Source organism: Streptomyces sp. NPDC054786, from assembly GCF_053611685.1.
This window is the reverse complement of sequence record NZ_JBSHAW010000023.1, coordinates 12,770-34,790: the sequence shown is the minus strand read 5'-3', so window position 1 is coordinate 34,790 and position 22,021 is coordinate 12,770. Positions and strand designations below refer to the sequence as shown.

Below are 22,021 nucleotides of genomic sequence, written 5' to 3'. Positions count from 1 at the left end.
GGGTTTCTTGCCCTCTCGTCCGGTGGACCGCCCACCCCCGGGCGGTCCGTGTGGTTATCCGGGTCGAAAGGGGGGTTCACACCCCGGTCGCACGGCAGGGATCACCGTCCGAACAGGGCGAGCTGGCATACGTGTTTCCGGCTGCGCGGCTCGTGCCCCGGTCATCGGCAAGCAGTGATCAGCCGGCGAAGACCGAGCGCACGGGACCCCCCCACCGCGCACCGCACCGGTCGCTTCATCGTGTCGCTCGGGCTCTCCCCAAGAGCCGTCTTGCGATGATCGTCCGGTGCGGGTGGATGTGCGTCGGTATTGATGACTGGGACTGTAGGGCACGACCTTCCGCGTCAAATACCCTTTGCGGCAACTGACCGGGGCACTCGGGGGCACGCCCGTATTTATGCACCGGCGCACGCCCCGTTGCGCCGTCTTGAATGCGGGGAAAGACCGGGCGCGGACGGCTGCTGCCGGTGAGGTGTCATCGCCCCGACCGGATCCGGCCCACCCGCTTGAGCAGGCCGTCTGCGGACGCGAACAGCTCCGGCCTGGCCAGCACCGCATTGCGCAGCGCACGCACCGGCGCGCGCCGCGCCCGATGCCCCAGCGCCACCGGATGCCGCCGCATCACCCACCCCTCGGACACCACGAGTTCACGGGTCTTGAGGGAGTCCTTGTAATCCTTCGCACCGCGCCCCAGGTCGAGATACCCCATGGAGTCCGCGGCCGCCGCCTGCGCCATCCGCAGATGCAGCACCAGCCCGGGGGAGAACTTCGCGAACTCCGGGTCGTAGGCCGGGAACCAGCAGGCGAGTACGGACTCCGAACGCAGCCCGAAGTGCGCCGCGACCGGCCGCTCGCCCGCGTACAGCACCGACAGCAGCCCCGCGAACGAAGCGGTACGGGTGTGGAACAGCTGCTGCACCAGCCGGACGATCCAGGGGTGCGCAAAGCGGTCGCTGCGCCCCGTCCTGCGGTACTGCGCGGACTTCCACCGCATGAGCGTCCGCAGCGCCGCCGGGTCGCGCTCGTCGTGGACATAGCGCAGCGGCCCGATGTCCCGGCCGAGCTTGCGTTCCTTGGCGAGGGTGGTCCGGGCGAACTTCGGCGACCGGGCCCGCAGCCCCGTCAGATAGGCCTCGAAGCCCTGGTCCACGTCGATGACGGGCGAGGCGTGTCCGCTGAACGAGGCCGTCTCGAAAGGGTTCTGGCAGGCCACCAGGTGATCGAACTCCAGCACCGACAGCCCGCAGGCCCGCAGCAGCTCCCGGGCGTCCCACCGGAGCCCGGGCCGGTGCACCAGCCCCTGGGCATCCGAGATGCCCAGGCCGATCGCCCGCCCGGTACCGAGCGCCGAGCGCTGGAAGGGCAGAAACGCGGCCGGCCCGCCGTCCTGGTGGAGCACCGCGATCCGCACCCCGCTCCGGCAGTGGCCGACGGCCAGCGCGAACTCGGGGGAGAGGAACGGGTTCGCCAGCTGTGGCGCCCCCAGGGACCGCGCCCGGGACTGCAGGGCGGTCCAGGCACTCCGGTCGGCCGCGGTCAGTTCGCCGGGGCGGTACACCGTCACGTCCATGTCAGCCCGCCCGGCTTCCGGGTGCCCGGCCGGCCCGCTGTCGTACCGCGCCGACCAGCAACAGGGCGCCGCTGAGCGCCGCCACCGCGAGGACGCCGCCGCGCAGTGACCACAGATGCAGCGCGAGCATGGCCTGTGCCACCAGCAGATCGACGGCCAGCGCCCCGGCGCCGGCGGCGACCGCACGGCCGAGCGGATCCATCCGGCCGAGCACCGCGGCGAGCGCGGCGGCCGGCGCCATCAGCAGGAAGAAGAGCGTGAACGGCGCACGGAGGGGTGAGCCGATGTCGGCGAGCGCGAGGACGGCTCCCATGACGCCGATGCCGACCGCCGCCCCCGCGACCAGTGACGCGGTGGCGCTCATCGGCCGTTCATCGGGTGGCGGCCGGTCGTACGAGCCGTGACGAGCGATGGTCTTGGTGTGCATTGGCAGCTTTGCCCCCCATAAGCGCCGGATGCCGGGCCTCAATGTCGCGCAACGCTCGGAGCACCGTCAAGACACGAAGAAGACCGGAAACCTACGCAACCGTACGAGGGGTACGGGGTCCACGGGCCGGCTCTCGGACGGGGCGGGCCGCCCTCGGACGGCGCAATGGCGGCAGTGCGGGGCGGCCGTCCGGAGACTGGGGGGACGTGCCGCGAGGTGAGGTGCCCGCCGGAAGGAGCCGTGTCCGTGGAGCCGCCGAGCGGAGTCGCCCTGACGGTGATCATGGTGGGCCTGACCGTGGCCACCGGGGTGCTCGACGCCGTCAGCTTTCTGGCGCTCGGTCAGGTCTTCACCGCCACCCAGACCGGCAATCTGCTCTTCCTCGGCTTCGGTATCGCCGGGCAGGGCGGACTGCCGGTCCTGGCGACGGTGGTGTCGCTCGGCGCCTTCGTCCTGGGCGCGGCGCTCGGGGCCCGGATGGAGTCGGGGCTGGCCGCGCGGCAGCGCCAGTGGTTCCCGGTCGCGCTGGCCACGGAGGCGACGCTGCTGGTCGCCGCCGCGGCGGCCGCATGGGAGTCGGGACCGGCCCGGGCGCTGCCGCCTGGCCGGCGCTATGCCGTCATCGGGCTGATGGCGGTGGCGATGGGCATGCGCAATGTCACCGCCATACGGGCCGCCGCCCCCGACCTCACGACGACGGTGGAGACCCGGGCGATGACGGCCCTGGTCAGCGGGTCACCGGTGGGGCGCGACAAGAAACTGGGGTACGGGAGCCACGCCGGGGGCCGCCGGCTGTTCTCGGTCTCCGCGATGTTCGCCGGCGGCCTCCTCGGCGCCGGACTGCTCGGGCTGGGGACCCGTCCGACGCTGGTGATCCTGTTGGTGGCCGTCTTCATCGCGGCCACCGCCCTCCTCGTTCCCGGCCTCGCCCGCCGCCGACACCTCACCGAGGACTGACCGGCCGGCCGGACACCGGCCCTGGTGCGGAGGCCCCCCGTGCGCCGCCCGGCAGGGACCCCTGCGCTCGCCGTCGTCAGCCGTGCTGGAAGCGGCCGGCACGGGCGTGACGGGCCGTGAATATCCGTCCGGATCGGCATATTTGCCGTGAACTGCTGATGAGTTTTGGCATGGACACTTCCGGCTACCGGCGAGTTTTGCTACGACGAATGTGGCAGAGATCCTGCTAAGGGAGGTTCCATGAGACTGTCCCGATTCGCGGCCTTGACATCCGCCTTCTTCGTCACCTCGGCGCTCGCGCTCACCGGCGCGAGCGCCGCCGCGTCCGCTCAACTCCCCATCGCCACGGGCTATGTGGCCCTCGGCGACTCCTACTCCTCCGGTGTCGGAGCCGGCAGCTACGACGGCGCCAGCGGCTCCTGCAAGCGCAGCACCAAGGCCTACCCGGCCCTGTGGGCCGCCGCGCACTCCCCCTCCTCCTTCCAGTTCACCGCCTGTTCCGGCGCCCGAACGGGTGACGTTCTGAGCGGTCAGCTCGCCCCGCTCAACAGCTCCACCGGGCTGGTCAGCATCACCATCGGCGGCAACGACGCCGGTTTCGCCGACACCATGACGACCTGTGCGCTCCAGGGCGAGAGCGCCTGCCTGGCCAGGGTGGCCCAGGCCAGGGCCTACATCGACAACACCCTGCCCGGTCAGCTCGACGGGGTGTACAGCGCCATCTCCCAGAAGGCTCCGGCCGCACATGTGGTGGTCGTGGGCTATCCCCACTTCTACAAGATCGGCGGCAGCTGTATCGCCGGCCTCTCCGAGAAGTCCCGTACCGCGATCAACGGGGCCGCCGACGACATCAACGGCGTCACCGCCAAGCGGGCCGCCGACCACGGCTTCACCTTCGCCGACGTCAACGCGACGTTTTCCGGCCATGAGCTGTGCTCCGGCAGCGCCTGGCTGCACAGCGTGACCTTCCCCGTCCTGGAGTCCTACCACCCCACCGCCACCGGACAGTCCGGCGGCTATCTGCCGGTGTTCGCCTCCGCTGCGTAATCATCCGCTCGCCGGGCGCCGGGGAGAGGCAGCGAGATCCGGGTCTCTCCTTGTGCGTCCTGGCGGACCGTCAGGCGCTCCCCAGGGCTGTCGGCGCAGCCCGTTGACGCTCAACTCGCCCTGGTCCATGCGGTGTACGAGGCATTCCGTATGGTGTTCGTCAACGTCAAGGCGAGGCAGGTGAATCCGTTGACCGGTCTGCACGCGTGTCCTCCAAGAGAGATAGGGTTACCCTGCCCGGGCCGGGTGCCCTCGTAGGGTGGGGAGAGTCATGGAACAGATAACAGTGCGTAGCAGGGCGCGAGTCCCTGCCATCAACTGCGGGAGCAGTGCGTCCAGTGCGCGTCTCGACCGTCATCTCGCGGTGCTGGGTGGTCCCGCCGTCCCGCAGCGTGAGGCGGAGGGGGCGACGTCGCTGATGCAGGAGCTCACCGCACGTGATCGCTCGCGAACGAGGAACGGCCGCAGTGCCAGGGTGTCGCTGTTCGCGCCGCTGCGCAGGCTGCGGCGCTCGCTGTTCGGGGGTCACGGCTGATCCGCTTCTGAAGCGGCATCTCGGGCGATCACACCGTCCCGGCGCGGCACTGCGGCCCGATCGCTCATCAGGCCCGGTGCGCCGGCCGCTCGTCGGTGTGCTCGCCGGGGCGGGAGTCCTTGCCCCGGAGATGCCGTGCGGCACCCGCTCCACCGCCCGGCCCCGTCCCCGCCCGGCCGGCGCACCCCTCCCCACCACCCGTTGCTCTGCGACGGGTGGTTTTTTTGTCCATGGCGCCGCGGTGCCGGTCCCGCCCGGTGGAGGCCGACCCGGTGCCGGCGGTCCCGGCCCGACCGGGTCGCTCACAGCAGCGCGAACTGCCCCTCCGGGCCCTCCTCGTGGTGGTCGAGCACGGAGGCCGGGCGGTGTGCGGAGACCGGCGCCGGGACGATGCCGGCTGCCCGCAGTTCGCCCGCCGTCAGCTGCGGACCGTCCCCCGTGCTCCGCCGCAACTCCTCGCACTGCGGCTGGAGTTCGGACAACAGCGCCAAAACGGTGATCAGTTCCAGCAGCTCCGAGGTCCACTCCTGCGGCCAGTCCGTGGGGCGCAGCGCCGCCAGCGAACCGGCCTCGGGCACCTCCGTCCCCGCCGCGGCCGTGCCCGTGCGCTCGGCCAGCCACGTCTCCAGGACGCGTACGCCGCCCGCGAGGAAGTCCCAGGCGCCCGGCGGCACCGGTGAGATCCGGCCGCCGTCGAGCAGCAGCGCCTCCTCCTCCGGGTCGTAGGCGACGTCCTGGGGCAGCCCGCGGGCGGGGAGCGCGGAGCGTACGTAGGGGCGCCGGCCGCCCGGCATCCGGGGCCGCCCGCCGCCGTGCCCGCCGTCGGGCCCGCGTCCGTGGGCGCCCCGGGTGGTGAACCACAGCAGCCGCTCGCCGAGCGCGACGCCGCGGTCCCAGAGCTCCGGGTCGGTGGTGAGCGGCACCGTGCAGCCGTCGGGGGAGTGGTGGGCGCTCGCGGTGAGCCAGGCGAGCAGATCCGCCGGCCCGGCCGGGCGGTCCAGGCGCCGGCCGAGCAGAGCGAGCAGACCCGGGGCGAGATTGGGCTCCTGACCGCCGGGCCGCCGGTAGAGCGGACGGATCCGTCCCGGGCGGCCGGCCGGCGAACGGCCGTCGGGCAGCAGTGCGGAGCACACCACCGCGGGGCCGGGTGCCTGCGGCACGTACCCCCACTCGACCACGAAAAGCTGGCGTTCGTCCGCCACCCGCCACAGCTCCGGCCGCGCGCCGTCGATCAGCCGGTGATCGGGCAGCAGCCACTGCTGGTCGAACGGGCCGTGCACCACCCGCACCGGCTCGGGGCACGGCCCGTCCGCCCGGTACAGCCGCTCGGTCGCCGTGGCCTGGCCCGGCAGTTGGCCGACGGCGGAGTGCAGGGTACGGGCCCGGGACGGCCGGAACAGCCGCTCGCGGGCCGCCGCGTCCTCGGCCTTCACCAGCGCCGCCCAGCGGGCGCGCAGCGTGGCCGGATCCGGCGCCAGCACCCAGGAGCGGCCGAGCCGCAGCGGCGCCACGGACCACGGCATGAGATCGGACAGCCGTGGCGCGTCCTGCTTCGCCGTCACGCGGAGCCCCTCCCGGACCGTTCGGTTGACCCGGGCATGGTATCCACCGGCCCCGCGGCGATATCGAATCCGCAGGCCACGTTCACCGTCCCCGGCAGGTGTGCACGCGGTCTTCCACTTGCTGATCTTGAAGGAGTACGGTCCTCGCCGTACGCCCGACCACGCGGTGCGGACCTGGCTCCGTGCTGCGCCGGGACCTGCTCAGGGGAGGACCGCCATGACGGACACCACCTCCTCCACGCCTGAACGGCGCGGGGGGACTCCCGGCGGCATCCGGGCCGCGGCACGGCTGGACCGGCTGCCGCCGTCCCGGTGGCACCGCCGGATCACCCTCATCGTCGGCATCGGCGCCTTCTTCGACCTCTATGAGATCTTCCTCGGCGGGGTGCTGGCCGCGGTACTCGCCGAACAGTGGCACCTCGGGCACACCGCGAAATCCTGGGTGATCGCCGCGGGCTTCCTCGGGATGTTCGTCGGCGCGAATGTGTTGTCGGTGCTCGCCGACCGCTTCGGGCGGCGCCGGATGTTCATGATCAACCTGGCGGCGTACTCGTTCTTCTCGCTGCTGTGCGCCGCCGCGCCGAACCTGTCCTGGCTCCTTGCGCTGCGGTTTCTGTCCGGGCTCGGACTGGGCGCCGAACTCGTGCTGGTGGACACCTATCTCGCGGAGTTCCTGCCCCGGGCGGTACGCGGCCGCTATATCGCCTATGCGTACACCGTCGGGTTCCTCGGTGTTCCGGTCGCCGCGCTGCTCGGTGCCCGGCTGGTGGCCGCACATCAGCCGCTGGGCATCGACGGATGGCGCTGGCTGCTGGTCGCCGGTGCGCTGGGCGCCGCGTTCATCCAGTTGATGCGCCGCCAACTCCCGGAATCGCCACGATGGTTGACGGTGCTCGGGCGTGACGGGGAAGCCGAACGGATCGTGGCCGGGCTGGAGGAGCGGGTGGCCCGGGAGAGCGGCGGCAGCCTGCCGTCGGTACCGGAGGCGGAGACGGTCCCGGAGCGGAAGGTGCCGCTGGCCGCGATGTTCCGGGGCGACCACCGGCGGCGCACCGTCATGTGGTGGATCTTCCAGGTGCTGCAGACCGTCGGCTACTACGGCTTCGGGTCGCTGGCGCCGGTGGTGCTCACGGCGAAGGGCCACACCGTCACCGAGTCGCTGTCGTACGCGGCGCTGAGCTTCTGCGGCTATCCGGTCGGCTCCGCGCTGTCCATCCCGCTCATCGACCGGATCGAGCGCCGGACGCTGATCATCGCCTCGGCGCTCGGTATCGCCGGCTGCGGTCTGGTCTTCGGATTCGCCGCCGCCACCTGGGCCATCGTCACCTTCGGTTTTCTGCTGACGGTGTGCAGCAATGTGTTCTCCAACGCCTTCCACGTCTACCAGACCGAGATCTTCCCCACCGGCCTGCGCAGCAGCGCGATCGGCATCGCCTACTCACTGTCCCGGCTCACCTCGGTCGTGCTGCCGTTCGTCGCGCTGAGCGTGCTGAACGACCTCGGGGCGGCCGCGGTGTTCACCGGCTCGGCGGCGCTGATGCTGCTGCTGTGCCTGGACGTGGCGCTGCTGGGTCCGCGCAGTACGGGGCGGAGCCTGGAGCGGATCTGAGGCTCGGGGGCGTCGTGGCCCGGTTCCGGTGCCGGTGCCGGCGGGCCGGGTCAGTGCGCGTCCAGCGTGACCGTGAACGAGAAGCGGTCGCCGCGGTAGTGGATCCGCGCGACATCGACCGCGCGGCCGTCCTCGTCGTAGGTGATGCCCGTGTAGTGCAGGATCGGGCTGAGCAGCGGAACCTGCAGCAGCCGGGCGGTCTCCGGATCGGCCAGCCGCGCCTCGACGGTGTCGGTGATCCGGCTGATCCGTACGCCCACCGCGTCCCGCAGCACCTTCGTCATCGGCCAGCGCAGCAGATCCGCCGGATCGATCCGCGCGGCGGCATCGGGGCGTACGTAGTTGTGTGCGTGGTTGGTCGGCTCGCCGGTCTCGTCGCTGCGCAGCCGGCGGAATCCGGCCACCTCGGCGATGTCCGGGAAATACTCGGACAGTTCGGACGGCACCGCGGTGAGTCCGTGCTCCAGCAGCTCGGTGCGCATCCCGGACTGCTGGGCCACGATCGCGTCCACGGAGCCCAGCAGCCGCACCGGCGCACCGCGCTGGGCGCTCGGCTCGATGAAGGTGCCACGGCGCCGGTGCCGGCTGATCAGGCCCTCCGCCTCCAGCTCCTTGAGGGCCTGGCGCATGGTCAGCACGCTCACGCCGTAGTGCGCGGCGAGCGCGTCCTCGGTGGGCAGCCGCAGCGGAGCCTCGGGGGAGCGGCCCAGTATGGAGGCGCGCAACGACTGCGAGACCTGGTACCACAGCGGCAGCTTGCGGTTGAGGGCGAGCGAGTCGGGAGCGAAGGTGGTCACGAAGCGTTCCCCGGTGTCACAGGCGGAAATGGCGCTGAAGACCCTGCCACACGTCGTCGTAGCCGCGCTGCAGATGGCCGGCGTCCCTGGCCTGCTCGGTCAGCGTCAGCGGCCAGCGGGTCTCGAACATGAAGGCCAGCCCGTCGTCGATCTTCTGCGGCCGCAGCTCGGCGGCGCTCGCCCGGTCGAAGGTCTCCCGGTCGGGACCGTGCGCCGACATCATGTTGTGCAGGGAGCCGCCACCCGGGACGAAACCCTCGGCCTTGGCGTCGTAGGCGCCCTCGATCAGCCCCATGTACTCGGTCATCACATTGCGGTGGAAGTACGGCGGCCGGAAGGTGTCCTCGCCGACCAGCCAGCGCGGCGCGAAGGCGACGAAGTCCACGCTTGCCAGCCCCGCGGTGTCGGAGGGGGAGGTGAGGACGGTGAAGATCGACGGGTCGGGGTGGTCGTAGCTGATCGAGCCGATGACATTGAAGCGGCGCAGGTCGTAGACGTACGGGACATGGTTGCCGTGCCAGGCGACGACATCCAGCGGCGAGTGGTCGTAGGTGGCCGTCCAGAGGTTGCCGCAGAACTTGCCCACGACCTCGACGGGGCCCTCGACGTCCTCGTAGGCGGCGACCGGAGCGCGGAAGTCCCGGGCGTTGGCCAGGCCGTTGGCGCCGATCGGGCCCAGGTCGGGGAGTTGGAAGGGCCGGCCGTAGTTCTCGCAGACATAGCCGCGGGCGGTGCCGTCCAGCAGCTCGACGCGGAAGCGGACGCCGCGCGGGATCAAGGCCACCTCGCCCGGTTCGGCGTGCAGCAGGCCGAGTTCGGTGCGCAGCAGCAGCCCGCCGTGCTCCGGGACGACCAGCAGCTCACCGTCCGCATTGCCGAACACCCGCCGCTCCATGGAGGTGTTGGCGTAATACAGGTGGACGGCCATGCCGGTGCGCTGGGTGGCGTCGCCGTTGCCGCCCAGCGTCCACAGTCCGTCCAGGAAGTCGGCCGGGCCGGCGGGCTCGGGCAGGGGGTTCCAGCGCAGCCGGTTGGGGTCGGGGGTGCAGTCGGTGAACGGCGCCGAGCGCAGGGCGCGCCGCTCGGCGCGGACGAACGGCGGATGCGCGGCCGACGGGCGGATGCGGTAGAGCCAGGAGCGGTGGTTGTGGTCGCGCGGTTCGGTGAACGCGGACCCGCTGAGCTGCTCGGCATACAGGCCGAGCGGTGCGCGCTGGGGGGAGTTGCGGCCCACCGGCAGCGCGCCGGGGACGGCCTCCGAGCTGTGCTCGTTGCCGAAGCCGGTGGTGTACACCAGCCCCTCGGCCGTCTTCCTCGCCTGCTCGTTGCCCGTGCCTGCCATCGCGCGCTCCCGCCGCTCAAGGAATCCTATGCAAGACCTTAGGATTGCCGTGGAGGGCCGTCAACGGAGACTCCCGGCCGCGTCGGCCGGATCGCGGCGACGGCGCCCCGTCCGTCCGGACGGCGGGCAGGATGGTCGCGTGCAGCAGCCGAACCCCCGCCCCGCCACACCGCCGGCCCCTCTGCGCCGTGCGCCCGTCCAGCAGCGCAGCGCCCAGCGCCTGGCCAGAATCCTCGACGCCTGCGCCGAAGTCCTGGAGGAGACCGGATACGAGGAGCTGAGCACCCGGGCCGTGGCCGGCCGCGCCGGTGTCCCGATCGGCTCCGTCTACCGCTTCTTCCCCAACAAGCGCGCCATGGCCGAGGCCCTCGCCCGGCGCAATCTCGACGCCTACGCGGACCGCATCACCGCCCGGCTGACCGCCCCGGCCGACCGGCCGCTCCAGTGGCGCCACGCGATGGATGTGGTGGTCGACGAATACCTCGCCATGAAACGGACGGTGCCGGGCTTCGCCCTGGTGGAGTTCACCGTCCCCGCCCCGCGCGAATCCCGGCAGGCCAATTACGAGGTCGCCGACCGGCTGCGTGCCCTCTTCGCCGGCCCGCTCGGTCTGGACACCGCCGACGAGCGGCTGCGCACCGCCTTCCTGGTCGGCGTCGAGACGGCCGACGCGCTGCTCCAGCTCGCCTTCCGCACCGACCCGGCCGGCGATCCCGCCATCGTCACGGAGACCAAGGAGCTGCTCCGGGCCTATCTGGCGCGCTATTTGGACGGGGCGGGCGCGGGGGGGGGTGAGAGCCGGGCGGATGCGGGCGACGGGTGAGAGCCGGGCCGGCGGCGTGCCGGGCTGACCGGGCCGACCGGTGCCGAACGCACCGCGGTGCTCAACGGACTGCCGGTTGTGCTCACGCCCGTCCGATGGGATCCGTATTGACCTGGGGTTTTGCTCGTATTGCTCGCGCGTCAAGACCTTGTTAACAAAAGTTTGCCGGCCCTAACGTCGCCTGAACTGCCACCCCCCGGCAGATGTTCAAGGGCGAACGTGAGGTACCCCTAATGCTGACAATCCTCGGATTTGTCATGATCGCCGCCTTCCTGGTGCTGATCATGATGAAGAAGATGTCACCGATGGCCGCGCTGGTGCTCATCCCCGCGCTGTTCTGCATCCTGGTCGGACAGGGCGCGCACCTGGGCGACTACGTCCTCAAGGGCATCGGCGACCTGGCCCCCACGGCCGCGATGCTGATGTTCGCCATCATCTACTTCGGGGTGATGATCGACGTCGGTCTCTTCGACCCGGTCGTCCGCGGCATCCTGAAGTTCTGCAAGGCCGACCCGGTGCGGGTGGTGATCGGCACGGCGCTGCTCGCCGCGATCGTCTCGCTCGACGGCGACGGCTCCACCACCTTCATGATCACCGTCTCGGCGCTCTACCCGCTCTACAAGCGGCTGAAGATGAGCCTCGTCGTCATGACCGGTGTCGCCGCCACCGCCAACGGCGTGATGAACACCCTCCCCTGGGGCGGGCCGACCGCCCGCGCCGCCACCGCACTCAAGCTCGACGCCGGCGACATCTTCATCCCGATGATCCCCGCCCTGGCCGTCGGCCTGGTCGCGGTCTTCGCCCTCGCGTACGTCCTCGGCCGGCGCGAGCGCAAGCGGCTCGGCCTGCTGACCCTCGGCGACACCCGGGTGGTGACCGAGGCAGCGGACGAGAAGGAGAGCGAGCTGGTCCTGGTCGGCGCGGGCGGCAAGGGCGCCACCCCCGACGGTACCCAGCGCGGCACCGGCGGTGCGGGCACCGGCTCCGACGCCGACCGTGACGCGGCCACCGGCTCCGGCGACCACGCCGACGACGACGGCCTCCAGGTCCTCGACCCGCAGCGTGCCACCCTGCGCCCCAAGCTCTACTGGTTCAACGCCGCGCTCACCGTCGCGCTGCTCACCCTGCTGATCGTGCAGGCCATGCCGATCCCGGTCCTCTTCCTCCTCGGTGCGGCGCTCGCCCTCACCGTCAACTTCCCGCACATGAAGGACCAGAAGGCCCGCGTCGCCGCGCACGCCGAGAACGTGCTCAACGTCTCCGGGATGGTCTTCGCCGCCGCCGTCTTCACCGGCGTGCTCACCGGCACCGGCATGGTCGAGCACATGGCGCGCTGGCTGGTCAGCGGCATCCCCGACGCGCTCGGCCCGCACATGGGCATCGTCACCGGCATCCTGAGCATCCCGCTGACCTACTTCATGTCCAACGACGGCTTCTACTTCGGCATCGTGCCGATCCTCGCCGAGGCCGGCGCCGCCCACGGGGTGACCCCCATCGAGATCGCCCGTGCCTCCCTCGTCGGCCAGGCCCTGCACATGTCCAGCCCCCTGGTCCCCGCCGTCTACGTCCTGGTCGGCATGGCCAAGGTCGAGTTCGGCGACCACACCAAGTTCACCGTCAAGTGGGCCGCGCTGACCTCGCTGGTGGTCCTGTGCGCCGGTGTGCTCTTCGGCATCTTCTAGATGACCGGCCCCGATACCGCGAGGCCCGGCAGGAGTTGGCTGCTGCGCCTGGTCCTCACCTTCTCCTTCGCCCAAGGAGCGGTGAGCATGGCCAGGCCGGCCGTCTCCTACCGGGCCCTCGCCCTGGGCGCCGACGAACGCGCCATCGGCGTGATCACCGCCGTCTACGCACTGCTGCCGCTGCTCGTCGCCGTCCCGCTCGGCCGCCGTACCGACCACGGCCGCTGCGCCCCGCTGCTGGTCGCCGGGGTGGCGCTGATCAGCGGTGGCTGTGTGCTCAGCGGGCTGGCCGGTTCGCTGCCCGTGATGGCCGCCTGGAGCGGGGTGATGGGGCTGGGGCACCTCTGTTTCGTCATCGGCGCCCAGTCGATCGTCGCCCGGCGCAGCGCCCCCGAGGACCGCGACCGCAACTTCGGCCACTTCACCATCGGCGCCTCCCTGGGCCAGCTGATCGGCCCGGCCGCCGCCGGGCTCGTGATCTCCGAGCGCGACGGCCACATGGCCCCGACGAGCGCCACCGCCCTGCTCGTCTCCGGCGCCGTCGCCGCCGTCTCCTACGTCTCGCTCTGGCGCCTCGAACAGCGCACCCGCGCCGTGGCGCCGGGTGCCGCGGACCGTACGGCCGGGCCACCGGTCCCGGTGCGCGCCATTCTGCGCACCAGAGGCGTCCCGGCCGGCATCCTCGTGAGCCTGGCCGTGCTCTCGGCGACCGACATCCTCACCGCCTACCTCCCCGTCATCGGCGAGGACCGCGCCATCGCCCCCACCACCATCGGCCTGCTGCTCAGCCTGCGGGCCGCGGCCACCATCGCCTGCCGGCTGGTGATGACGCCGATGATCCGGTGGCTGGGACGCACCGCGCTGATGGCCGGCAGCTGTGCGCTGGCCGGTCTGCTGTGCGGCGGTCTGGTGCTGCCGGTCCCGGTGGTGGCGCTGGCGGCGATGCTCCTCGCGCTCGGCTTCTGTCTCGGCGTCGGCCAGCCGCTGTCGATGACGACGGTCGTCCAGGCCGCCCCCGACCGGGCCCGCAGTACGGCGCTGGCGCTCCGCCTGACCGGCAACCGGCTCGGCCAGGTCGCCGCCCCGGCCGGCGCCGGACTGCTGGCCGGCCTGGCGGGCACCGCCGCGCCCTTCGTCCTGCTCGGGGCGCTGCTGCTGGCCTCCGCCGGGCCGGCCGCCCGCACCGGGTCGGCGCGGGGCGGTGCGGGCGAGCCGTCAACGGGCCCGGGGAACGGGCGGTCGCCGCGGGCCACGGCACGGCGGGATACGTCGGCGTGAGCGAGGAAACGGGCACGCTGCCGCCCGGCGGCGCCGCGCTCCAGGGGCGTGGCGACCGTCACCCCACAGGTGCGGGGGGTCCCTGGCGCCCGCAAAACTACCGGCGCTAGTTTGGGGGTGGGATGACCCGTAGCCGGCCCGGGAGGACCACGACGTGAAGCAGCACGACGCGATGTACATCGACGGAAGCTGGCGGCCCGCCGCGGGCAGCGGCACGATCGAGGTCGTCAACCCGGCCGACGGGCAGGTCATCGCCGCCGTCCCGGCCGGCTCGGCCCAGGACGTGGACGCCGCGGTGCGCGCCGCCCGCGCGGCGCTGCCGGGCTGGGCCGCCACCCCGCCCCAGGAGCGCGCGGCCCGGCTGGCCGCGCTGCGTGACCAACTCGCCGCGCGCGCCAAGGAGATCGCCGAGACCGTCACCGCCGAACTCGGCTCGCCGCTCGCCTTCAGCAGGATGGTGCACGCCGGGGTGCCGGTCGCGGTCTGCGGCTCGTACGCCGAACTGGCCGGCACGTACTCCTTCGAGGAGAAGATCGGCAACTCCACCGTGCTGCACGAACCGGTGGGCGTGGTGGGCGCGATCACGCCCTGGAACTACCCGCTGCACCAGGTCGTCGCCAAGGTTGCCCCGGCGCTCGCGGCCGGCTGCACGGTGGTGCTCAAGCCCGCCGAGGACACCCCGCTGGTCGCCCAGCTGTTCGCCGAGTGCGTCGACGCTGCCGGGGTACCCGCCGGTGTCTTCAACCTCGTCACCGGACTCGGCCCGGTCGCCGGGCAGGCGCTCGCCGAGCACGAGGGCGTCGATCTGGTCTCCTTCACCGGCTCGACGGCCGTCGGCAAGCGGATCGGTGCGCTGGCGGGCGCCGCGGTCAAGCGGGTGGCGCTGGAGCTGGGCGGCAAGTCCGCCAACGTCATCCTGCCCAGCGCCGATCTGCCCAAGGCGGTCGCGGTCGGCGTCGCCAACGTCATGGCCAACTCCGGTCAGACCTGCAGCGCATGGACCCGGATGCTGGTCCACAAGGACCGCTACGCCGAGGCCGTCGAGCTGGCGACCGCAGCGGCCGCCAAGTACGTCCCCGGGGAGCGGGTCGGCCCGCTGGTCAGCGCCAAGCAGCGGGACCGGGTGCGCGGCTACATCGAGCAGGGCATCGCCGAGGGTGCCAGGGTCGTGGCGGGCGGCCCGGAGGCGCCCGCCGGGACGGGCTACCACGTCGCGCCGACCGTCTTCGCCGACGTCACCCCCGAGATGACCATCGCCCAGGAGGAGATCTTCGGCCCGGTGCTGTCGATCCTGAAGTACGAGGACGTGGACGACGCCGTCCGGATCGCCAACGACACCGTCTACGGCCTGGCCGGCGCGGTCTGGGCGGGCGACGAGGCCGAGGCGGCCGCCTTCGCCCGCCGTCTGGACACCGGGCAGGTCGACATCAACGGGGGCCGGTTCAACCCCCTTGCCCCGTTCGGCGGCTACAAGCAGTCCGGCGTCGGCCGCGAGCTGGGCCCGCACGGTCTGAGCGAATATCTGCAGACCAAGTCGCTGCAGTTCTGACCCGGCGGGCGGCGGGGACGGCCGGTACCGCACCCCGCCGCGACCCGCTCCCCTTCCCGGCCGGGCCCGGCCAGTCCTGCCGGCCCGGCCAGTCGCGCCAGCCCCGCCCGTCCCGCCAGCCCCGCCCTCCGCACCGAGGAGTTCTCCCGTGGTCCGCGCCGCCGTACTGTCCGCCGTCAACGCCCCCTTGCAGGTCACCGAGATCAACCTGCCCGAGCCCGGCCCCGGCCAGGTCCGTATCCGGCTCGCCGCCGCCGGCGTCTGCCACTCCGATCTGTCCCTGTCCAACGGCACCCTGCGCCAGCCCGCCCCGGCCGTCCTCGGGCACGAGGGCGCGGGCACCGTCACCGCGGTCGGCCCCGGCGTGACCGAGGTGGCCCCCGGCGACCAGGTCGTCCTCAACTGGGCGCCGTCCTGCGGCGACTGCCACTTCTGCGGGCTGGCCGAGCCCTGGCTGTGCGCCCGCTCGGGCAGCGCCGCGGACGCTCCGTACGCCACGCTCGCCGCCGACGCCACCGAGCTCTACCCCGGCCTGGGCACCGCCGCGTTCGCCGAGGAGACCGTGGTGCCCGCGCGGGCCGCGCTGCCGCTGCCGGACGGCGTGCCGCTCGCCGACGCGGCGCTGCTCGGCTGCGCGGTGCTCACCGGCTGGGGCGCCGTGCACCACAGTGCCCGGGTGCGGGCCGGGGAGTCGGTCGCGGTCTTCGGCGTCGGCGGGGTGGGCCTGGCCACGCTGCAGGCGGCGCGGATCGCGGGCGCGGGCACGATCGTGGCCGTGGATGTCTCGCCGGAGAAGGAGGAGTTGGCCCGCGCGGCCGGCGCCACGGAGTTCGTGGTGGCGGGTGAGGACACCGCCAAGCGCATCCGCAAGCTCACCGGCGGCATCGGCGCCGATGTCGCGGTGGAGTGTGTGGGCCGCGCCGACACCATCCGTACGGCCTGGTCGGCGACCCGGCGCGGCGGCCGTACGACGGTCGTCGGCATCGGCGGGCAGGACCAGCAGGTGACCTTTTCCGCCCTGGAGATCTTCTACTTCGGCCGGACCCTCTCCGGCTGCGTCTACGGCAACAGCGACCCCGCCCGCGACCTCCCCGTCATCGCGGAACACGTCCGCTCCGGCGCGCTCGACCTCTCCGCCCTGGTCACCGAGCGGATCAGCCTCGACGGCATCCCGGCCGCCTTCGACGCGATGCTGGCAGGCAAGGGCGGGCGCGCGCTGGTCGTGTTCTAGACGGCGGGGCAGGGCGGGGAGAGCCGGGCCGGGGCGCGGGAGGCGACGTCCCGGCCCCGCGCGCATCCGGGCGTCGGAAACTCGTGCTGCGCGGTCCGTTGACGGCGTACCGGCCGGTCGGTACGGTCGCCCGACATCACGGCGCCGCCCCCCTCCCCTTCCCGCACCCCCTCGGAGTGTGCACGCATGGACACGGCCCCCTCCGCGCCTCACGGCGACACCGCCCCGCCCTCCTCCCGCAGCCGCCGCACGGTCGCCACCGCCGCGGCCCTCGCCTCCGCCGTCGAGTGGTACGACTACTTCGTCTTCGGTATCGCCGCGGCCCTCGTGCTCGGCCCGGCCTTCTTCCCCTCGGGCAGCCAGGCCGCCGGCGTCCTCGCCTCCTTCGCGACCTTCGCGGTGGGCTTTCTGGCCCGCCCCGTCGGCGGTCTGATCGCCGGCCACCTCGGCGACCGGCGCGGCCGCAAACCCATGCTGGTGCTCGCGCTGACGGTGATGGGGCTGGCCACCACCGCCATCGGCCTGCTGCCCTCCTACGACACCATCGGGCTGGCCGCGCCGGTCCTGCTCGTCGTCCTGCGCCTGCTGCAGGGCCTCGCGGTCGGTGCCCAGTGGGGCGGCGCGATGCTGATGGCCACCGAGTACGCCCCCGAGGGCAAGCGCGGCCTCTACGGCTCGCTGGTGCAACTCGGCGTCCCGCTCGGCGTGATGACCGCCAACACCGCCTTCCTGCTGGCCGGCGCGGTCACCGACGAGCGGTCCTTCGGCGCCTGGGGCTGGCGGCTCCCGTTCCTCGTCGGCGTACTGGTGCTGGTCCTCGCCCGCTATATCCACACCCATGTCGAGGAGACCCCCGAGTTCCGGGCCGCGGAAGAGAAGCTGGCGGCGACGGAACGGGCCGCCGAGGCGCGCCGTTCACCGGTGCGTACGATCCTGCGGCACCATCTCGGCACGGTCTTGCTGGCCGGCGGCTCGTTCGCGGTGAACACCGCCACCTTCTACATCCTGATCACCGGCGTCCTGGACTACGCCACCCGCGAGCTGGAGATGCGGCGCACCTCCGTGCTGGCCGTCTCCCTGCTGGTCAGCCTCACCCAACTCGTCCTGATTCCGGCCGCCGCCGCGCTGTCCGACCGGATCGGCCGGCTGCGGGTCTACGCCGCCGGCGCCGTCGGGCTGCTGCTCTGGGCGGTGCCGATGTTCCTGCTCATCGATACCGCTTCGCTGCTGTGGCTGGCCGTCGGCACCTTCGTCGGCAGCTGTTTCCTCAGCATCATGTACGGCCCGCAGGCCGCGCTGTTCGCCGAGCTGTTCACCGCCGAGATGCGCTACACCGGCGCCTCGCTCGGCTACCAGATCAGCGCCATCCTGGGCGGCGGACTCGCGCCGTTCCTGATGGTGCTGCTGCTGGAGGCGAGCGGCACCTCGATGGCGGTGTCCGGGTACATCATGGCGCTGTCCGTCATCGCGCTGGCGTCCATCTGGCTGCTCACCCGCCGCGCCGCGGCGGCCCGACCGGACGGACGGGCCGAGCCGGGCGGCGGGCCGAAGGCGGCGCCCGTGCAGGGGTGACCGCAGGCGGCTCCCCGGCGGCCGGTCTCCGCGCGGCGGCGGCCGTGCGCCGGGGAGCCGCGCTGTGCGGTCAGCCGCCGTTCGGCGGTACGAGTTCCGGGTGCTGCAGCGCCAGTCCGTCCACCAGTGCCCGCAGCCCGGTCTCGAACGCGCCCTCGTCCACCTGGCGTTGATGCTCCGCCAGGAGGTGGGCCTGGCCCAGGTGCGGGTAGTCGGCGGGGTCGTAGGCGCCCGGATCGTCGACGAAGCCGCGGGCGAACGAGCCCAGCGCGGAGCCGGCCACGAAGTAACGGACCATCGCACAGATCCTGGTGGCCTGGGCGGGCGGCCAGCCCGCCTCGACCATCCCGCCGAACGCCGCGTCGGCCATCTTCAGTCCGGCCGGGCGGCGGCCGGGTCCCTGGGCGAGGAACGGCACGATGTGCGGATGTGCGGCGAGCGCCGCGCGGTAGGAGCGGGCCCAGTCGAGCAGCCCGGCGCGCCAGTCCGCACCCGCCTCGAAGGCCGACACATCGACCTTGGCGATGACCGTGTCGGCCACCGCGTCGAGGATCTCGTCCTTGGTCGTGAAGTGGTTGTAGAGGGACGGCCCGCTCACGCCCAGCTCCGCCGCCAGCCGCCGGGTGGAGAGCGCCGGCAGCCCCTCGGAGTCGATGAGCGCCAGCGCCGTGGAGACGATGCGCTCGCGGCTCAGAAGGGGCTTGCGGGGTCGGGCCATGACGCACATAGTAGAGCCTGCCCACCAAAAACTAGCAGTGCTAATTAACTGTGCTCGTCCACAAGGGGCCCGAGATGAACCTGGAGCTCAGCGCGGAGCAGACCGCGGTACGGCAGCTCGCCAAGGACTTCGCCGACCGTGAGATCACCCCGTATGCCACCGCCTGGGACCGTGCGGAACAGGTCGACCGCGGCATCGTGAAGAAGCTCGGCGACCTCGGCTTCCTCGGGCTCACCGTCCCCGAGGAGTACGGCGGCTCCGGCGGCGACCACTTCTCCTACGTCCTGGTCACCGAGGAGTTGGGCCGCGCCGACTCCTCGGTCCGCGGCATCGTCTCGGTCTCCCTGGGTCTGGTGGCCAAGACCCTCGCCGCATGGGGCGACGAGGAACAGAAGCGGGAGTGGCTGCCGCGGCTCACCTCCGGCGAGGCGGTCGGCTGCTTCGGCCTGACCGAGCCGGGCACCGGATCCGACGCGGCCAACCTCGCCACCCGGGCGGTGCGCGACGGGGACGACTACGTCATCGACGGCGCCAAGATGTTCATCACCAACGGCACCTGGGCCGATGTCGTGCTGCTCTTCGCCCGCACCGGCGGCGCCCCGGGACACCACGGCATCAGCGCCTTCCTCGTACCGGCGGACAGCCCCGGTCTGGAGCGCCGCGAGATCCACGGCAAGCTGGGGCTGCGCGGCCAGGCCACCGCGGAGCTGGTCCTGGACGGCGTGCGGGTCCCGGCCGCCGCCATGCTCGGCCCCGAGGGCAAGGGGTTCTCGGTCGCGATGTCCGCGCTGGCCAAGGGCCGGATGTCGGTGGCCGCCGGCTGTGTGGGCATCGCCCAGGCCGCCCTGGACGCCGCGCTCGGCTACGCGGGCGAGCGCGAGCAGTTCGGCAAGCCCCTCGCCCGGCACCAGCTGGTGCAGGAGCTGATCAGCGATATCGCCGTGGATGTCGACGCGGCGCGCCTGCTGACCTGGCGGGTCGCCGATCTGATCGAGCGCGGCGAACCGTTCGTCACCGCCGCCTCGAAGGCCAAGCTGTTCGCCTCCGAAGCCGCGGTGCGCGCCGCCAACAACGCCCTCCAGGTCTTCGGCGGCTATGGCTATATCGACGAGTACCCGGTCGGCAAGCTGCTGCGGGACGCCCGGGTGATGACCCTGTACGAGGGCACCAGCCAGATACAGAAGCTGGTCATCGGCCGTGCGTTGACCGGGGTCTCCGCTTTCTGAGGGGCCGGTCCGCGGGTATCCCGGCCGCCTGCCGTCAGACCCTAAGCGCTTGCTCAGCGGCGCGATATGGTGTTCGATCCGTCAGGGGAGGGTCCCTGGCGGATCGAGGAGCGGGGTACACGATGGGTGCGGCGGCGGAGCGGGCCGAAGAGGAGAACGAGGAGTGGGCCGGGGTGACCCCGGACGCCGCACGGCGCCTGGTCAGCGCCGCCGTCGAGGCATTCGCCGAGCGTGGCTATCACGCCACCACCACCCGTGACATCGCGGGCCGGGCCGGTATGAGCCCGGCTGCCCTCTATATCCACTACAAGACCAAGGAAGAGCTGCTCTACCGCATCAGCGGCATCGGCCACGAAAAGGCGCTGCGCATCATGGGCGCAGCCGCCGAGGCCGAGGGCAGCGCCACCGAGCGCCTGCGCGACGGCGTACGGACCTTCGCCCGCTGGCACGCGGAGCACCACACCACCGCCCGGGTCATCCAGTACGAACTCCAGGCGCTGAGCCCCGAGCACTACACCGAGATCACCGGCCTGCGCCGCCGGACGGACCGACTGCTGCGGCAGATCATCCAGGACGGCGCGGACAGCGGCGAGTTCCACGCCGACGATGTGCCGGGCACCACCCTCGCGGTGCTGTCGCTGTGCGTGGACGTCGCCCGCTGGTTCACGGCCCAGGGCCCGCGCACGCCCGACGAGGTCGGCACCCTCTATGCCGACCTCGTGCTGCGCATGGTGGGTGCACCGGTGGACCGGGCCACCTCCCGCGAGAGGTAGACCGGCCCGGCTTCCCCGGACGGGCGGGCCGGGCCGTCAGGACCTTGATGTCCGGGCGGCCTGCGGCCCGGCCGTCGCCCGCCTACAGGTAGAAGCGGCTGACCGACTCCGCGACGCAGACCGGCTTGTCGCCGCCCTCGCGCTCGATCGTCACGACCGTGGCCAGCTGGACGCCGCCGGACACCTCGGTCACCTCGGCGATCCTGGCCGTGGCGCGCAGCCGTGAGCCGATCGGGACGGTGGCGGGGAAGCGCACCTTGTTGGTGCCGTAGTTGATGCCCATCTTCACGTTGTCGACCCGCATCAGCTGCGGTACGAAGGCGGGCAGCAGCGACAGCGTGAGATAGCCGTGCGCGATGGTGGTGCCGAAGGGGCCGGCCGCGGCCTTCTCCTGGTCCACATGGATCCACTGGTGATCGCCGGTGGCCTCGGCGAACAGGTCGATCCGCTTCTGGTCGATCTCCAGCCAGTCGGTGGTGCCCAGCTCCTCACCGACTGCGTCCCGCAGTTCGTCGAGCGATCCGAACACTCGGGGCTGTGCCATTTTTGTCCGCCTCCTCGGGATCCATCCGCCGCTGACGTGCACCGGCCGACGCTTACTAAGCGCTTGCTCAGCATGCTGAGTGCGGGTACCCGCTGTCAACGGCTGAGCGGCCCCCGGTGCGGGTCCGCGGAGTACGCCTGACTCGGGCGACGACGGGACTTTGCGGACACGCCCTAGGGTTGAACCGTGCCCCAGCTTCCGTACAAGGTTCATGAGCTCACCGTCGGCCAGCTCTCCGCGCGCAGCGGTGCCGCGGTCTCCGCGCTGCACTTCTACGAGTCCAAGGGGCTGATCAGCAGCACCCGGACGGCGGGCAACCAGCGGCGCTACACCCGTGACACGCTGCGCCGGGTCGCGTTCGTGCGGGCGGCGCAGCGGGTGGGGATCCCGCTCGCGGTGATCCGTGACGCGCTGGCGGAACTGCCCGACGAGCGCACTCCCAACCGCGCCGACTGGGCCCGGCTCTCCGAGGTCTGGCGCTCCGAACTGGACGAGCGGATCGGCCAACTCGTCGAACTGCGCGACCGGTTGACGGGCTGCATCGGCTGCGGCTGCCTCTCGCTGGAGACCTGCGCGCTGTCCAACCCGTACGACAACCTCGGCGAGCAGGGCCCCGGTGCACGGCGGCTGCGGGTCGACCGGAGCGCCACGGACCCGGAAGGGGCCCGGGAGCGTGCCTGCGGCGACCAGCGGCACCCCGCGGCCCAGCTGGGCGCACAGGGGTGCGGTACGGACGAGCCGTGAGCGCGGGTGCGCCCGCCCCGGGGAGGGACGGGCGC

General features: G+C 72.3%; 20 protein-coding genes. 13 read left to right on the top strand and 7 right to left on the bottom strand.

The window, feature by feature from the left end:
* Nucleotides 1-475 precede the first annotated feature (475 nt).
* Together ACWGI6_RS20285 and ACWGI6_RS20280 are read right to left on the bottom strand one after the other, a co-directional pair.
* Nucleotides 476-1,570 carry a GNAT family N-acetyltransferase gene (locus tag ACWGI6_RS20285; RefSeq protein ID WP_453268797.1) on the bottom strand — a complete coding sequence of 365 codons (1,095 nt, stop codon included), beginning with the start codon at nt 1,568-1,570 and terminating at the stop codon, nt 476-478.
* A gap of 1 nt (nt 1,571) precedes the next feature.
* Nucleotides 1,572-1,934 (bottom strand): hypothetical protein, encoded by a 363-nt coding sequence (locus ACWGI6_RS20280; RefSeq protein ID WP_453268796.1) that lies wholly within the window; start codon nt 1,932-1,934, stop codon nt 1,572-1,574.
* 309 nt (nt 1,935-2,243) lie between these two features.
* Here ACWGI6_RS20280 and ACWGI6_RS20275 point away from each other — a divergent pair, with 309 nt between their 5' ends.
* The 3 genes from ACWGI6_RS20275 (at nt 2,244) to ACWGI6_RS20265 (ending at nt 4,536) form a co-directional block, all read left to right on the top strand.
* Entirely contained in the window at nt 2,244-2,954 is a 711-nt protein-coding gene (locus ACWGI6_RS20275; protein WP_453268795.1) for a YoaK family protein, read from the top strand.
* A gap of 240 nt (nt 2,955-3,194) precedes the next feature.
* Complete coding sequence (locus ACWGI6_RS20270; protein ID WP_453268794.1) at nt 3,195-4,001, top strand: SGNH/GDSL hydrolase family protein; 807 nt, start codon at nt 3,195-3,197, stop codon at nt 3,999-4,001.
* Between the two features lie 271 nt (nt 4,002-4,272).
* Nucleotides 4,273-4,536, top strand: coding sequence for a hypothetical protein (locus ACWGI6_RS20265; RefSeq protein ID WP_453268793.1), 264 nt, complete (start codon nt 4,273-4,275; stop codon nt 4,534-4,536).
* 302 nt (nt 4,537-4,838) lie between these two features.
* On the opposite strand, the gene ACWGI6_RS20260 is transcribed toward ACWGI6_RS20265, so the two are convergent.
* On the bottom strand, nt 4,839-6,098 hold the full coding sequence (locus ACWGI6_RS20260) for a type ISP restriction/modification enzyme (protein WP_453268792.1): 1,260 nt from the start codon (nt 6,096-6,098) through the stop codon (nt 4,839-4,841).
* A gap of 217 nt (nt 6,099-6,315) precedes the next feature.
* On the opposite strand from ACWGI6_RS20260, the gene ACWGI6_RS20255 reads away from it, so the two are divergent.
* The gene (locus ACWGI6_RS20255; protein ID WP_453268791.1) at nt 6,316-7,707 is read left to right on the top strand and encodes an MFS transporter; all 1,392 of its coding nucleotides are present in this window, start codon (nt 6,316-6,318) and stop codon (nt 7,705-7,707) included.
* A 50-nt stretch (nt 7,708-7,757) separates the two neighbouring features.
* Here the strand turns inward: ACWGI6_RS20255 and ACWGI6_RS20250 are convergent, their stop codons facing one another.
* Both ACWGI6_RS20250 and hmgA read right to left on the bottom strand, forming a co-directional pair.
* The gene (locus ACWGI6_RS20250; protein ID WP_453268790.1) at nt 7,758-8,504 is read right to left on the bottom strand and encodes a GntR family transcriptional regulator; all 747 of its coding nucleotides are present in this window, start codon (nt 8,502-8,504) and stop codon (nt 7,758-7,760) included.
* A 16-nt stretch (nt 8,505-8,520) separates the two neighbouring features.
* On the bottom strand, nt 8,521-9,846 hold the full coding sequence (gene hmgA, locus ACWGI6_RS20245; protein WP_453268789.1) for a homogentisate 1,2-dioxygenase: 1,326 nt from the start codon (nt 9,844-9,846) through the stop codon (nt 8,521-8,523).
* Nucleotides 9,847-9,985: 139 nt separating this feature from the next.
* Here hmgA and ACWGI6_RS20240 point away from each other — a divergent pair, with 139 nt between their 5' ends.
* The 6 genes from ACWGI6_RS20240 (at nt 9,986) to ACWGI6_RS20215 (ending at nt 17,981) form a co-directional block, all read left to right on the top strand.
* A complete protein-coding gene (locus ACWGI6_RS20240; RefSeq protein WP_453268788.1) occupies nt 9,986-10,669 on the top strand; it encodes a TetR family transcriptional regulator in 684 nt (227 codons plus the stop codon).
* Nucleotides 10,670-10,902: 233 nt separating this feature from the next.
* Nucleotides 10,903-12,351: a CitMHS family transporter gene (locus ACWGI6_RS20235; protein ID WP_453268787.1), complete on the top strand. Its 1,449-nt coding sequence runs from the start codon at nt 10,903-10,905 to the stop codon at nt 12,349-12,351.
* The gene (locus ACWGI6_RS20230) at nt 12,352-13,629 is read left to right on the top strand and encodes an MFS transporter (protein WP_453268786.1); all 1,278 of its coding nucleotides are present in this window, start codon (nt 12,352-12,354) and stop codon (nt 13,627-13,629) included.
* A gap of 154 nt (nt 13,630-13,783) precedes the next feature.
* Nucleotides 13,784-15,178: an aldehyde dehydrogenase family protein gene (locus ACWGI6_RS20225; RefSeq protein ID WP_453268785.1), complete on the top strand. Its 1,395-nt coding sequence runs from the start codon at nt 13,784-13,786 to the stop codon at nt 15,176-15,178.
* A gap of 148 nt (nt 15,179-15,326) precedes the next feature.
* Nucleotides 15,327-16,409 carry a Zn-dependent alcohol dehydrogenase gene (locus ACWGI6_RS20220; RefSeq protein WP_453268784.1) on the top strand — a complete coding sequence of 361 codons (1,083 nt, stop codon included), beginning with the start codon at nt 15,327-15,329 and terminating at the stop codon, nt 16,407-16,409.
* Nucleotides 16,410-16,595: 186 nt separating this feature from the next.
* Nucleotides 16,596-17,981, top strand: a complete 1,386-nt coding sequence (locus ACWGI6_RS20215) for an MFS transporter (protein WP_453268783.1) — start codon at nt 16,596-16,598, stop codon at nt 17,979-17,981.
* Between the two features lie 70 nt (nt 17,982-18,051).
* Here ACWGI6_RS20215 and ACWGI6_RS20210 read toward each other — a convergent pair whose 3' ends face one another.
* A complete protein-coding gene (locus tag ACWGI6_RS20210; RefSeq protein ID WP_453268782.1) occupies nt 18,052-18,699 on the bottom strand; it encodes a TetR/AcrR family transcriptional regulator in 648 nt (215 codons plus the stop codon).
* A gap of 74 nt (nt 18,700-18,773) precedes the next feature.
* Here ACWGI6_RS20210 and ACWGI6_RS20205 point away from each other — a divergent pair, with 74 nt between their 5' ends.
* On the top strand, nt 18,774-19,925 hold the full coding sequence (locus ACWGI6_RS20205; RefSeq protein WP_453268781.1) for an acyl-CoA dehydrogenase family protein: 1,152 nt from the start codon (nt 18,774-18,776) through the stop codon (nt 19,923-19,925).
* A 122-nt stretch (nt 19,926-20,047) separates the two neighbouring features.
* Nucleotides 20,048-20,698 (top strand): TetR/AcrR family transcriptional regulator, encoded by a 651-nt coding sequence (locus ACWGI6_RS20200; RefSeq protein WP_453268780.1) that lies wholly within the window; start codon nt 20,048-20,050, stop codon nt 20,696-20,698.
* Between the two features lie 82 nt (nt 20,699-20,780).
* Here the strand turns inward: ACWGI6_RS20200 and ACWGI6_RS20195 are convergent, their stop codons facing one another.
* On the bottom strand, nt 20,781-21,242 hold the full coding sequence (locus ACWGI6_RS20195; protein ID WP_453268779.1) for a MaoC family dehydratase: 462 nt from the start codon (nt 21,240-21,242) through the stop codon (nt 20,781-20,783).
* 186 nt (nt 21,243-21,428) lie between these two features.
* Here ACWGI6_RS20195 and soxR point away from each other — a divergent pair, with 186 nt between their 5' ends.
* Nucleotides 21,429-21,986 carry a redox-sensitive transcriptional activator SoxR gene (gene soxR / locus ACWGI6_RS20190; protein WP_453268778.1) on the top strand — a complete coding sequence of 186 codons (558 nt, stop codon included), beginning with the start codon at nt 21,429-21,431 and terminating at the stop codon, nt 21,984-21,986.
* Nucleotides 21,987-22,021 lie beyond the last annotated feature (35 nt).